This is a genomic window from Parabacteroides sp. AD58, from assembly GCF_023744375.2.
Lineage (GTDB): Bacteria > Bacteroidota > Bacteroidia > Bacteroidales > Tannerellaceae > Parabacteroides > Parabacteroides absconsus.
The window spans coordinates 3,233,840-3,246,848 of the sequence record NZ_CP146284.1 but is presented as its reverse complement, the minus strand read 5'-3'; the positions used below and the strand labels follow the sequence as shown (position 1 = coordinate 3,246,848).

At 42.6% G+C, this 13,009-nt stretch carries 9 protein-coding genes; 1 reads left to right on the top strand and 8 read right to left on the bottom strand.

The features are described 5' to 3' along the window. Positions 1-50: 50 nt before the first annotated feature. Positions 51-3,851 carry a DNA polymerase III subunit alpha gene (gene dnaE, locus NEE14_RS13640; RefSeq protein WP_251967203.1) on the bottom strand — a complete coding sequence of 1,267 codons (3,801 nt, stop codon included), beginning with the start codon at positions 3,849-3,851 and terminating at the stop codon, positions 51-53. A gap of 236 nt (positions 3,852-4,087) precedes the next feature. Here dnaE and NEE14_RS13635 point away from each other — a divergent pair, with 236 nt between their 5' ends. Further along, positions 4,088-5,272: an MFS transporter gene (locus NEE14_RS13635; protein ID WP_251967202.1), complete on the top strand. Its 1,185-nt coding sequence runs from the start codon at positions 4,088-4,090 to the stop codon at positions 5,270-5,272. A 114-nt stretch (positions 5,273-5,386) separates the two neighbouring features. Here NEE14_RS13635 and folE read toward each other — a convergent pair whose 3' ends face one another. The 7 genes from folE to recG form a co-directional block, all read right to left on the bottom strand. After that, on the bottom strand, positions 5,387-5,956 hold the full coding sequence (gene folE, locus NEE14_RS13630; protein WP_422394713.1) for a GTP cyclohydrolase I FolE: 570 nt from the start codon (positions 5,954-5,956) through the stop codon (positions 5,387-5,389). 26 nt (positions 5,957-5,982) lie between these two features. Further along, entirely contained in the window at positions 5,983-6,483 is a 501-nt protein-coding gene (locus NEE14_RS13625; RefSeq protein ID WP_251967200.1) for an SPOR domain-containing protein, read from the bottom strand. Between the two features lie 118 nt (positions 6,484-6,601). Continuing rightward, positions 6,602-7,363, bottom strand: a complete 762-nt coding sequence (tpiA, locus tag NEE14_RS13620; protein WP_251967199.1) for a triose-phosphate isomerase — start codon at positions 7,361-7,363, stop codon at positions 6,602-6,604. A gap of 37 nt (positions 7,364-7,400) precedes the next feature. Then, positions 7,401-8,678 carry a BT_3928 family protein gene (locus tag NEE14_RS13615; RefSeq protein WP_251967198.1) on the bottom strand — a complete coding sequence of 426 codons (1,278 nt, stop codon included), beginning with the start codon at positions 8,676-8,678 and terminating at the stop codon, positions 7,401-7,403. A gap of 23 nt (positions 8,679-8,701) precedes the next feature. Beyond that, positions 8,702-9,244 (bottom strand): DUF1599 domain-containing protein, encoded by a 543-nt coding sequence (locus tag NEE14_RS13610; protein WP_251967197.1) that lies wholly within the window; start codon positions 9,242-9,244, stop codon positions 8,702-8,704. 132 nt (positions 9,245-9,376) lie between these two features. Continuing rightward, positions 9,377-10,594, bottom strand: coding sequence for a M23 family metallopeptidase (locus NEE14_RS13605; protein WP_317259008.1), 1,218 nt, complete (start codon positions 10,592-10,594; stop codon positions 9,377-9,379). Positions 10,595-10,800: 206 nt separating this feature from the next. Further along, positions 10,801-12,900 (bottom strand): ATP-dependent DNA helicase RecG, encoded by a 2,100-nt coding sequence (gene recG / locus NEE14_RS13600; RefSeq protein ID WP_251967276.1) that lies wholly within the window; start codon positions 12,898-12,900, stop codon positions 10,801-10,803. Positions 12,901-13,009 lie beyond the last annotated feature (109 nt).

The following is a 13,009-nucleotide window of genomic DNA, read 5'->3' as shown; positions in this document are numbered from 1 at the left end:
TTTGTCAAAGCGAGGGCAAAAATACGAATTTTTATTTGCCCGCACCAACTTTAGCCGTTAATTTTAAAGTCGATGGTTTCACTCTCGGTCAGGTAATCAATCAGCTCTTTGGTAATCTTCAACTTCACCTTCTGAGAGAACAGATTCAGCGCAATATTATTGCTTCCGTCTACCACCCGAAAATATAACAAACTATTTCCCGGATTGTTCTTGATCAGGGTTGACAACTCATTAATCATCGGTTCATCCAAATCATGGATAGGAACCGTAATACGAATATTCTCAATCAACTTATCTTTCTCGTTCGGTAATAACTTAATCGACGAGATCCGGAAATCAAAGATCTTGTCGTTATACTTACGGGCTTCCATCTTTCCACTGATCAACAAATACATGCCCGGTTTTCCATACTTACTGTATTCGATATAATCCTGACCAAACAAGGCAATTTCCCCACTTCCGGTAAAATCTTCCACCTTCAGAATACCGAATGGATTACCGGTCTTGGTAGTTCCTTCACGGAAACCGGTAACAATACCGCCGGCCAATATTTCTCGGCCAACCAGACTTTCCTTATCGTTCAGCTCGGCCATGCCTGTATTGCAGACATATTGCAGGATGATACGATATTCATCCAGCGGATGAGCCGACAGATAAATGCCGACAAGCTCCTTTTCCTTGTTCAGGCGTTCCAGATCACTCCATCGCTCGGCCTTCGGGATTTCGGGTTTGGCGATGGCGACAAAGTTATCATCTCCAAACAAGGAGTTAGCCGCCGTTGCCTTGTCCGTCTGGTATTTATTACCATAGCGGACCAGGATATCGAGGAACGTCTCGCCTTTCCCATTATCTACAAAGAACGATTCCCGCTGTACATGGAAGTTATCGAAAGCGCCGGCCAAAGCTAACGATTCGATATTCTTCTTGTTGCAGGATGAGAGATTAACACGTTCTACGAAATCGAACAAGTCTTTATACGGACCATTTTTCTTCCGTTCTTCTATAATATTCTGAACAGCCGATTCACCAACACCTTTGATTGCGCCCATACCAAAACGGATGTTCTTTTGCTTATCTACGCTAAACTTCAGAATAGATTCATTGACATCCGGGCCTAATACTTGTATTCCCATCGCCTTACATTCGTCCATAAACTTAGTAATATCGGCAATGTTCGATAAGCTTCGGCTCAATACGGCAGCCATATATTCCGACGGATAGTTGGCTTTCAGATAAGCTGTCTGATAAGCCACCCACGAATAACACGTAGCGTGACTCTTATTGAAAGCATAGGAAGCAAACTTTTCCCAATCGGCCCAAATCTTGTTCAATGTCGCCTCTTCATACCCATTGGCTTTTCCACCCGACAAGAATTTGGTCTTCAAGGCATTCATCTTCTCAATCAGTTTCTTTCCCATTGCCTTTCGGAGGGCATCACTTTCACCACGGGTAAAGTTAGCAAGCAGACGGGAGAGCAACATGACCTGCTCCTGATAGACCGTAATACCATACGTATCCTTCAAATAACGCTCCATGACCGGAATATCGTACTTGATTTCTTCCTTTCCCTGCTTACGGGCGATAAAAGAAGGGATATAATCCATAGGTCCCGGACGATACAAAGCATTCATGGCAATCAAGTCTTCAAACTTAGAGGGTTGCAGTTCCTTCAGGTATTTCTGCATACCAGCCGATTCAAACTGGAATGTTCCGGTCGTTCGTCCTTCGCAATACAGTTTATAAGTAGCCGGATCTTCCAGACTGATGTGGTCGATATCCAAGTCATGCCCCGTCGTTAACCGGACATTCTCGATGGCATCTTTGATGATAGAAAGTGTCTTCAGTCCCAAGAAGTCCATCTTGATCAGACCAGTTTCCTCAATCACCGAACCTTCATACTGCGTTACCAGCATTTCTTCGCCCGTATCTTTGTCTTTCGCCGTACTGACCGGTACAACATCCGATATATCATACCGCCCGATGATCACACCACAAGCATGAACGCCGGTATTACGAACATTACCTTCCAGCATCTGGGCATATTTTAAGGTATCCCGAACCAACGGATCCGGACCATTGGCAGCTTCTTTCAACTCCGGTACATATTCAATGGCATCCTTGAGCTTGAATTTCTTCATATCCGGGATTTTATCGGGCACCAGTTTAGCCAACCGGTTGGATTCGGCCAACGGAACTTTCTCAACTCTCGCCACATCCTTGATAGCCGACTTCGTAGCCATCGTACCATACGTAATAATATGTGCCACACGTTCCGCACCATATTTCTCCGTTACCCAGCGAAGTACTTCGCCACGTCCGTCATCATCGAAGTCGGTATCAATATCAGGCAAAGAGATACGGTCCGGATTCAGGAAACGCTCGAACAGCAAATCGTATTTAATCGGGTCGATCTTGGTAATTCCCAAACAATAAGCTACAGCAGAACCCGCAGCAGAACCACGGCCCGGTCCTACCGAAACGCCCAATTCTTCCCGGGCAGCCCGGATGAAATCCTGTACAATCAAGAAGTAACCCGGGAAACCCATCGTCTTCATGATATGCAACTCGAAGTTCAAACGTTCCTTGACTTCGTCCGACAATGGATCACCATAGCGAGGCTTTGCTCCTTCATACGTCAGCTTGGCCAGATAATCTGCTTCCAGCTTGATACGGTATAACTTGTCGTATCCGCCCAATTTCTTGATCTTTGCTTCCGCGTCTTCCTGGCTCAAGACAACATTTCCGTTTTCATCCCTTGTGAACTCGTCGAACAGATCTTTCTCTGTCAGTTTCTTACGATACTCTTCCTCCGTACCGAATTCTTCAGGAATGTTGAAGGTCGGCATAATCGGTCCGCTGTCAATACTATAGAATTCAACCTTATCCGCTATTTCCAGCGTATTACGTAAAGCATCCGGAATATCGCTGAAGATCTGATTCATCTCGGCAGTTGTCTTCATCCATTCCTGCTTTGTATAACGCATACGGTTCGGATCATCCAGGTCCTTTCCCGTACTCAAGCAGATCAGACGATCGTGCGCATCAGCATCTTCTTCGTTCACAAAATGCACATCATTCGTAGCTATGACCTTTATTCCATGTTTATGGGCAAGTTCAACCAAGACTTTATTGACTTCCACCTGATGTTTATATACCGTCTGGTCGGCATCTGCCCGATGCGTCTCATGACGTTGCATCTCCAAATAATAATCGTCTCCAAACATCTGCTTGAACCACAGCACGGCATCTTCGGCAGCATGGATATTTCCGTGCATGATCTTCTGCGGAATCTCTCCACCCAGACAAGCAGAACAGACAATCAACCCTTCTCGATGCTGTTCCAACAATTCCTTGTCAATACGCGGACGTCCGTAGAAACCCTCCGTCCATGATTGGGAAACAATCTTGATCAGATTCTTATATCCCGTCATATTCTTGGCAAGAACAATCAAGTGCCATCCGCTTCGGTCTTCCTTTTCCGTCTTCTGGAGACGATGATTCCGGGCGCAATAACATTCACATCCGATAATCGGCTTGAACAGATCACCCTTTGCCTTTTCCAACAAGCCCGGGATTTCTGCCAACCGGGCGTTTTCCTCATCGGTCCGTTCCTCTTTGGCACTCAGCGTCTTCAGTTCCTTTTGTAAGTCTTTGATTGTACCTTGTACCTTACCATTCTTCTTATTTACCTTGTTGAAGAATTCTTTTATGCCGAACATATTACCATGATCGGTAACGGCAATAGCACGCATGCCATCATCATACGCCTTATTAATCAGCGCATCAATCGAGGCTTGTCCGTCGAGCAACGAATATTGGGTATGAACATGTAAATGAATAAAGGGTTCCATGCTGTGATTTGTGTTTTGATAAGACACCGTAAAATTACGGTTTATTTAGTCGCCCACAAGTATGCATCTGATTAAACTTTCCAAAATTCTCTTTAACTTCCAAGTGAACCTTCTACATCTACAATCAAAATAAACGAGAATCGAAAACAATTCTCACGAGTTTCATTTCCGATTCATATTCCTTTTTTATCCTAAAATAACCGGTTGTATTCAAGCCGGCTTTGTATCTTTGCAGCATGAAACAGACATTAATTGAAAATAAGGGATTGCCCACTTCCCTACTCTGGGCATTGGCAATCATCGCTGGTATTACTGTGGCCAACCTTTACTATAACCAGCCGTTGCTATATAACATCAGTCAAGATTTACAGGTATCAGAGTTCAGGACCAACTTGATAGCCATGGTGACGCAAATTGGATACGCGATGGGCCTGTTGTTTATTATTCCTTTAGGAGACCTTTATCCACGCAGGAAAATCATTATCGTCAATTTTAGCATCCTGATTATTTCCCTGCTGAGTATTGCTCTTTCTCCCAATCTGGAATTGATCTTGCTGGCTTCGTTCTTTACCGGGCTTTGTTCCATTATGCCGCAGATATTCATCCCGATTGCTGCCCAATTCTCGACACCCGATACGAAAGGGAAGAATGTAGGTATCATTGTATCTGGCTTATTGACGGGTATTTTAGGATCACGCGTGGTAAGCGGTATTGTGGGAGAAATCATGGGATGGCGTTTCATGTTCTTTGCAGCCGCCGTGCTGATGATCATTTCCTGTCTGTTTCTGCTCCGTATCATGCCAGATATACAGAGTAATTTCCAGGGAAAATACAAAGACCTGATGAAATCTCTTCTCCAACTGATTAAAGATTATCCCGTACTTCGTGTATCAGCCCTGCGTGCCGGACTAGCGTTCGGTTCTTTCCTGGCTCTTTGGAGTTGCTTAGCCTTCCGAATGGAACAGGCGCCTTTTTATGCAGGCAGTCACGTTACCGGATTGTTAGGATTATGCGGAGTAGCCGGAGCCATGACAGCTTCGTTCGTCGGACGTTATGTCAGGAAAGTCGGCGTCAAGCGGTTTAACTACATTGGCTGTGGTCTTATTCTTCTTGCCTGGACGAGCCTGTGTTTCTTAGGAAACACGTATGCCGGCATCATCAGCGGAATTCTGTTGTTTGATATCGGGATGCAATGTATCCAGCTCAGTAACCAGACAACAATTTTCTCGTTGAATCCGAAAGCATCGAACCGCATCAATACAATCTTTATGACTACCTATTTCGCCGGTGGTTCGTTAGGAACATTCCTTGCCGGAAGCTTTTGGTCGTTATATGGTTGGAATGGAGTTGTCGGGGCTGGTGTGCTGCTTATCGGATGTTCGCTGGTAATAAATCTCTTCTTCAAGAAAGAGATCGCTTGATACGCTTACCCTCAAAAGTTCATCTGGAGTAATTCTGGTATTTCCCTATATACAAAAAAACCGTATCATCTACGGTGATGACACGGATACCAATAATTCTTTCCAGAAAACGTATTACCGATTATTCTTTATCAGATTCATGAATTCTTCACGCGTTTTTGCCTGCTGGAAGAATCCTGTAAAATCGGAAGTGGTCGTTAACGAATTCTGTTTTTCCACACCACGCATTTGCATACACATGTGCTGGGCTTCAATGACAACCATTACCCCCAATGGATCTAATGTTTGCTGAATGCAATCTTTAATCTGCATTGTCAAACGTTCCTGTATTTGCAAACGGCGGGCAAAAATATCAACTACCCGTGGAATTTTACTCAAGCCTGTGATATATTTCTTAGGGATATAAGCAACATGCGCTTTACCAAAAAACGGAAGCATATGATGTTCGCACAACGAAAAGAAATCAATATCCTTTACAATTACCATCTGCTTGTAATCTTCTTCCTCAAACATGGCCGAACGAAGTACTGCCGCCGGATCTTCATGATACCCTTTTGTCAAGTATTGCATAGCCTTTGCTACGCGCATCGGTGTTTTGATAAGACCTTCCCGGTTCACATCTTCACCCAACAAACCGAGTATTTCCTGATAATGGGTTGCCAAAGCATCCCGATTCTGCAACATCTGCTCTTCGCTTAATTTCTCCATCTTCAATTCAAAGGAATTTTAACTTCTTCTTTTACAATATACATTTCTTTCGCATAATCCGGAAAAGCGGCCATCAGCCTACGCATCATCTGATAGGCTTCTTCATGAGACCTAAAATCGCCTACACGCAATTTCCAGAATGGAGCATTATAGGTCACATAGGTTGGCACATCCGGGAAAAGTTCCTTAATCTCCTTTTCCTTCCGGAAAGCCTCATCTTTCGACTTACGCTGGTTATTACCTGAAAATACCTGAGCTCTATAACCTTGAATTTTCAAGTAGGCTGTTTCGCCTTCCTGCTCTACGTTTGTTCCATACATATGAGCTCCGACCAATGCCCGGATAGCATCCGACTGATGTACGGTTACTACTCCTTTGCCAGGCTCTTGCTTCGCCATCTCATCGAAGATAGTTACAACATGAACTCCAGTATCGGCCGTCTGTCCCCAACTAGACACAGAAAGCAAGCTACACAAACAAAATAGAATCAGGATTTGTCTCATAAGGTAATAAATGAAATTATTCACGTATAGCGAACTTAATTATAATAGTCAAAGTAGCTATCTTGATTATTCATAATAGCTACCTTGACTTATTTACTTCTGGTAAACGATGATTCAATTATTTATCAAAAGCTTCAATGATCGGCATGAATTTCTCTACAGACAGAGATGCACCACCAATCAGACCACCATCAACATCCGGTTTAGCAAACAGTTCTTTTGCATTACCGCCATTACAGCTACCACCATACAGAATTGTGCAATTATCTGCAATTTCATTACCATATTTAGCAGCCAAAGTAGCACGAATATGTGCATGAATTTCTTCAGCCTGATCAGCTGTAGCTGTTTTACCTGTACCGATAGCCCAAACCGGTTCGTAAGCTAAGATAATCTTGCTGAAATCTTCAGCAGACAGATTAAACAAAGAACCTTCAATCTGAGCATCTACTACTTCGAAATGCTTACCAGCTTCTCTTTCAGCCAAAACTTCACCAATACAGAAGATCGGAGTCAGACCATTAGCTAAAGCCAATTCTACTTTTGTCTTCAAGATTTCCGGAGTTTCATGATAGTAAGCACGACGTTCAGAGTGACCCAAGATGACATACTTAGCGCCAGTTGAAGCTACCATAGCAGCAGAAACTTCTCCTGTGAAAGCACCTTTTTCCTTATCTGCACAGTTTTCTGCTGCAACACCGATCTTATTCGTATCAATAGCAGCAACAACACTTGCCAAATGAGTAAACGGAGTACCGATAATTACATCGCAATTTGTTGTTTTATTCTTCAATGCTTCGTTCAAACCTTTAGCCAATTCCAGGCCTTCAGCAAGAGTGGTGTTCATTTTCCAGTTTCCTGCAACAATGTTCTTTCTCATATTTTCTCTATTTTAAATTGTGATACAAAAATTCTTCTTATAAGTTTTCACTAACTGGCTGTTTCTTCCGGTTACGCCGATAGTCATACAGCCAAACCAGCAACAAAGGTACGACAAAAGTCAATAGGTTGGTTACTAACCGAGCCTCTTTCTCGTCTTTCATCGGTTTTAACAAGGCTGATTCAACAAACTTATCCAAGTCTTCTTCCTTAGGAAAGTCATTATAATGCCATTTCCCCATGATAGTACCTCCTTTTAAAACGATCAGACCCGGATTAGAGCGAATCATCGTCTTCAACGTAACATCATCTACAAACAGGAATGGATACTCAGCTCCCGTATAATCAATCCATTTTGTTACAGCTGACTCATCAGAACCTGTAAGACAATAAAACCGCATTCCTTTTTCAGTAGCATAATCATACAGATTATTGATTTCATCGATGCGCTCTTCATTGGCTTGTTCCAACCTGGGAGATACCAAAAGGAATACGCCCGTTGTATCAGCCAACAGCTGTTCTGTACGGTCTTCTCCATCAAATGTTGTCACGATAAAATCACTGATCGGTGGAACATAACCAGCCTTGATCAATTTTGACTCCGTATCCACGAAAGTCCAGGTTGAATCATCAGCAGGCACATTGTCTAACGTAAATCTTTTTTGAACGCCGTCTTTTTCATAAATAAAACTATATTCATACTCATCTTGCGGAGCGCCTTCAGGAATTGACATCGCTACCGGAATATTGACACCTATTTTATACGGGCGAAAGTCTATAATCGGCAAATGCCAATAATTTCGAAGAGAAAATCCGACGCAATAAACATAGGCAAAAGTAGCAACAAACCAATAAACCTTAAAAGTATAACCGGCCAGTGTCCGTTGATTGTAGACAAAGGCTATTACCGCAGCTGCCAACAAAACAATATTTTTATAGAAAGTCTCCCAATTCGTTAGAATCAGAGCTTCACCAAAACAACCGCAATCTGCAACAGGATTATACAACGCCAGATATAGTGTTAGTGGCGTCATGAAAAGCATCATCAGTAATGTTAAGAAAGACGCATACCGACGATAAACCCCTAAAAACATACATATGCCCAATGTAAATTCTACAGCAGCCAGATTTATGGCAAAAGGCACAGCAAACGATTGCAGAGAATCCCAACCGAACGAGGACAAATATTCTCCCACCTTAATGGCAAAACCCATAGGATCTACAGCCTTCGTCAATCCTGAAAAGATAAACACGAGGCCCAACAATAACCGGCAAGTTTCTGCCAGCATCTTTATCCATATATCTTTCTGCCTCATATGCGATGACCTTTGTCTACTTATTATTCCCCATATTCGAGTTTAATTAAGCCAAACAAGGCATAATTAACCATATCCATATAGTTCGCATCTATTCCTTCGGAAACCAATGTTTCTCCGTGATGGCTTTCAATCTGCTTAGTCCGATAAATCTTCATCAGAATCAGATCTGTGTAAGAACTGATTCGCATACTGCGCCACGCCTCATCATAATCATGGTTCTTGGCATACATCAGTTCTTTCGTCTGAGTCATATATTTATCATACAAGGACAAGGCTTCTTCATTGGTAATATCAGTCGTATCAGCATAACCCAACGCCAACTGGATAAGCCCGATAATACCATAATTGACAATGGCAATAAACTCCGGACGGATACCTTCATCAATCATCCGCGTCCCTTTAGTTTCCAAACTGCGAATGCGATTGGCCTTGATAAATATCTGATCTGTAACTGACATCGGGCGCATGATCCGCCACGAAGGGCCATAATCTTTTAGCTTCTTAGCATATAGCTCCCGACAAATAGAGATAACTTTCTCAAATTGTTCTTTCGTATCTGGCATATTCTCTGGAATTAGCAATGCAAAGATAGCTTTTTAAATGGAATATTGAAAATAAAAAGCTGCCCGTAATTCACATCACAAGCAGCTCAAACACAGAAAAAAAATTTATGTGATCTAATAATTAGAATCTATTTAAGAACACCGTAACGTACGTCCTAAACGAAGGATAGTAGTACGAGTAATACCATTCAGCTCACACAATTTGGATACAGTTGTTCCGTATTTTTGAGCAATTGCTCCTAACGTATCACCTGATTGTATCTTATGATATATTGGCTGATTTCCTGCAGCATCATTCTGCTCGGCAGCTACCGCTGCCAAAGGTTCATTCTGAGCTTCCACCGTAACTGACGGCTTCGCAGTTTTCTTTTTCTTAACTACATAACTAGCTCCGGCATTGCAACGAATTGATTGTCCGACACGAAGAACTGTCGTCGGTTTAATTCCATTCAAACGGCATAATTCGCTGACTGACGTTCCATAAATGCGGGCAATCTTACCTAACGTATCACCCGATTTTACCCGGTGATAAACCAACTGATCACCTGAAGAAGTATAAATATTGCTTTTCCGCCCGTTGATCTTTACATTCCGGAAAACAAACGTATCATGAACGGGAACTCCGTTTTCAAAGTCTACAATTTCAGCAGGATTAATAGCCTGACCCAGGAAGCGTGTTTCAAAATGAAGGTGAGAACCGGTAGAACGTCCGGTGTTTCCGCCTAATCCAATCGGATCTCCGGCATGTACAATATCGTTAACGTGTACTAATTGTTTAGATAAATGGCCATAAATGGTCTCAAGTCCGTTTGGGTGTCTAATAACGAGATAGTAGCCATAACCACGGCGTTCATAATTACGAATTCTGACTTTTCCGTCGAAGGCAGCTCGGATTGTATCTCCTTTTTGTACTTTCAAATCAATTCCGCGGTGCATCCGACGACGGCGAGGACCATATTTCGAAGTAACACGAGCAATTGTATCAATCGGATAAACAAACGAGCTACAATTAATAGCACAAGAATCCGGGAAATTCGGCTTTTCAGCTTCGCCCCGGAACGGATCAACCCATTTGGTATTCCAGTTTGATCCGTAAAGATCTTCCGCAGGGAACATTAATGATTCTCGAGCCACTTCAGCATTGAAAGATGCTTCGGCCAACTTCTCCATCGCGATGTCTTTCTTAAAGCCTACACGCTCTGCCATCAATTCAGAAACGTGTTGTTCCATCACCATATTCGCCTGACCAACGACAATGTCTTTTGCTGCCTTTTTCTCCGGCTCTTCCGCTTTCATCACTGGAAGCATCATAAAGCCCAAACAAACGGATAATATTGATTTTACTGTCATTTTCTTAGAAGAATTCAAAACTTATAGACCATTTTTTGAAGTGTTAAACACTGTCAATCAGCATTCAACAACTCAAAGTTCGCGATTTTGAATTATACCTCAAAGGAAATTAAGGAAAAATTTCTTCAAACTTCCATAAGATTCATAAATCTACCCGATAATTAAAAGGAAAACAAACACTTACGCCTAATATGTTCTACAACACATTAGCTAATCAGACGCCAACTAATACTGCGGGAGAAGAGAATTCTTAGTCTTTCGTTCAATATCTGATAGGGTTCGCTCAATAAATCCGGATCTTCGTTCAAAATCTCCATAGCACAATCACGAGCATATTGAAGGATTTGTCCATCCGAAGCCAGATTGGCGATTCTCAATTCCAGCCCTTCGCCACTTTGCCTCGTTCCTTCCAGATCACCCTGTCCACGTAAACGCAAATCTGCCTCAGCAATTTCAAAACCATTATTGCTGTTGACCATAATTTCAAGCCGCTTACGGGTTTCATTGCTTAATTTATAAGAAGAAACCAATATACAATACGACTGTTCAGCGCCACGGCCTACACGTCCACGCAACTGATGTAACTGCGACAGCCCAAAGCGTTCAGCACTTTCGATTACCATTACAGAAGCATTCGGTACATTCACACCCACTTCGATTACAGTAGTTGCTAGCAAGATCTGTGCTTTCCCCGAAATGAACTTCTGCATTTCTTCTTCCTTTTCGGCGGCTTTCATTTTTCCATGCACCATACACACCGTATATTCCTGAAAAACCTCCTTAAAGACTTCAAAACCTTCTTCCAAGCTTTTATAATCCAGCTTTTCATTCCCTTCAATCAAGGGATAAACCACATAAACCTGGCGACCTTTCTGAATTTCCCTACGCAAAAACTCAAAGAGCTCAGCCTTTTTGTTATCATAACGGTGTAAGGTTCGTATAGGTTTTCGCCCCGGTGGCAGTTCGTCGATAACAGAGACATCCAAATCACCATACAAAGTCATGGCTAAAGTTCGTGGAATTGGCGTTGCCGTCATAACCAACACATGAGGAACAGCTTTCGTATTCTTCATCCAAAGCCGTGAACGCTGCTCTACACCAAAGCGATGTTGTTCGTCAATAATTGCCAGTCCCAGCGATGAGAATACAACTGTGTCTTCTATCAAGGCATGCGTCCCGATGACAATCTGGATTTCACCACTGGCAATGGCGGGTAAAATCCGTTCACGCTCTTTCTTCTTTGTCGAACCAGTCAATAGAGCCACTTTTACATCCATATCTTTCAAGAAGGCTTTGATCGTCGCATAATGCTGGGTTGCCAAGATTTCTGTAGGAGCCATCATACATGCCTGACAGTGATTGTCGAGAGCCAGCAGCATCGACAACAAGCCCACCAGCGTTTTTCCACTACCCACATCTCCCTGCAACAAACGATTCATCTGCCGGCCACTTCCCATATCGGCACGAATTTCCCGCACCACCCGTTTCTGGGCATTCGTCAATTCAAAAGGAAGATATTCCTTATAAAATGTATTGAAATAATCACCTACAGACGAAAAGAGAATACCCTGAAGTGCTTTCTTTCGCATTTGAGATGTTTTAAGCATGTGAAGCTGGATATAAAACAGCTCTTCAAACTTCAAGCGTAACTGAGCCGCTCTCAATAAAGAAACAGTAGCCGGGAAATGAATATTCCTCATCGCATCCGATAAAGGAACCAGCCCGGTCTTCTTTAATAATTTCTGAGGTAAAGTTTCTGCCAATTGCCAGTTCAATCCCGATAACAAAGTGTACTGCAAATTTTGAATCGCACGCGAGTTAAGGAATGATTTCTTCATCTTTTCCGTCGTATTATAAAACGGAGTAAGTCCCGAAGCAACCTGTCCGGCTTGTTCTACCGGATCCACATCCGGATGCACTAGATTAAATGAATGACCAAACTCAGACGGTTTTCCAAAGATTATGTATTCCGTATCGACTTTGACCTTTTCAAGTACGTAATTGATTCCTTTAAACCAAACCAGATCTAATACACCCGATCCGTCCGTAAATTTCCCAACAAGACGTCTTGTTTTCCCTTCTCCTAACTGTTCATAACGCGTAATCTTCCCTTTCAGCTGGATATAAGGCATATTGGGAGTAATCTCATCTACCCGGTAAAACCGACTTCGGTCAACATATTTATAAGGGAAATAATGCAGCAAATCATCGTATGAGACAATGTTGGCTTCTTTCTGAAGTATCTCTGCTTTCTTAGGGCCGACACCAGGCAAATAAGTTATCGCACGTTTATCCAGATCCAGTATCATAGGTTATTTTTTGGTTTATCGACAAAGATAAGAACTGTTTGCGAAAATAAAAAAGCCATCCCGGAAAAACCAGGATGGCCTATATTATAAATTCAACTGTATGTCG

What these genes read in the sequence shown, in the direction of transcription:
- NEE14_RS13615 (WP_251967198.1), bottom strand. Translation starts at nt 8,678, where the DNA reads ATGAGGCAGAAAGATATATGGATAAAGATGCTGGCAGAAACTTGCCGG.
- tpiA (WP_251967199.1), bottom strand. Translation starts at nt 7,363, where the DNA reads ATGAGAAAGAACATTGTTGCAGGAAACTGGAAAATGAACACCACTCTT.
- dnaE (WP_251967203.1), bottom strand. Translation starts at nt 3,851, where the DNA reads ATGGAACCCTTTATTCATTTACATGTTCATACCCAATATTCGTTGCTC.
- NEE14_RS13610 (WP_251967197.1), bottom strand. Translation starts at nt 9,244, where the DNA reads ATGCCAGATACGAAAGAACAATTTGAGAAAGTTATCTCTATTTGTCGG.
- NEE14_RS13625 (WP_251967200.1), bottom strand. Translation starts at nt 6,483, where the DNA reads ATGAGACAAATCCTGATTCTATTTTGTTTGTGTAGCTTGCTTTCTGTG.
- NEE14_RS13635 (WP_251967202.1), top strand. Translation starts at nt 4,088, where the DNA reads ATGAAACAGACATTAATTGAAAATAAGGGATTGCCCACTTCCCTACTC.
- NEE14_RS13605 (WP_317259008.1), bottom strand. Translation starts at nt 10,594, where the DNA reads ATGACAGTAAAATCAATATTATCCGTTTGTTTGGGCTTTATGATGCTT.
- folE (WP_422394713.1), bottom strand. Translation starts at nt 5,956, where the DNA reads ATGTTGCAGAATCGGGATGCTTTGGCAACCCATTATCAGGAAATACTC.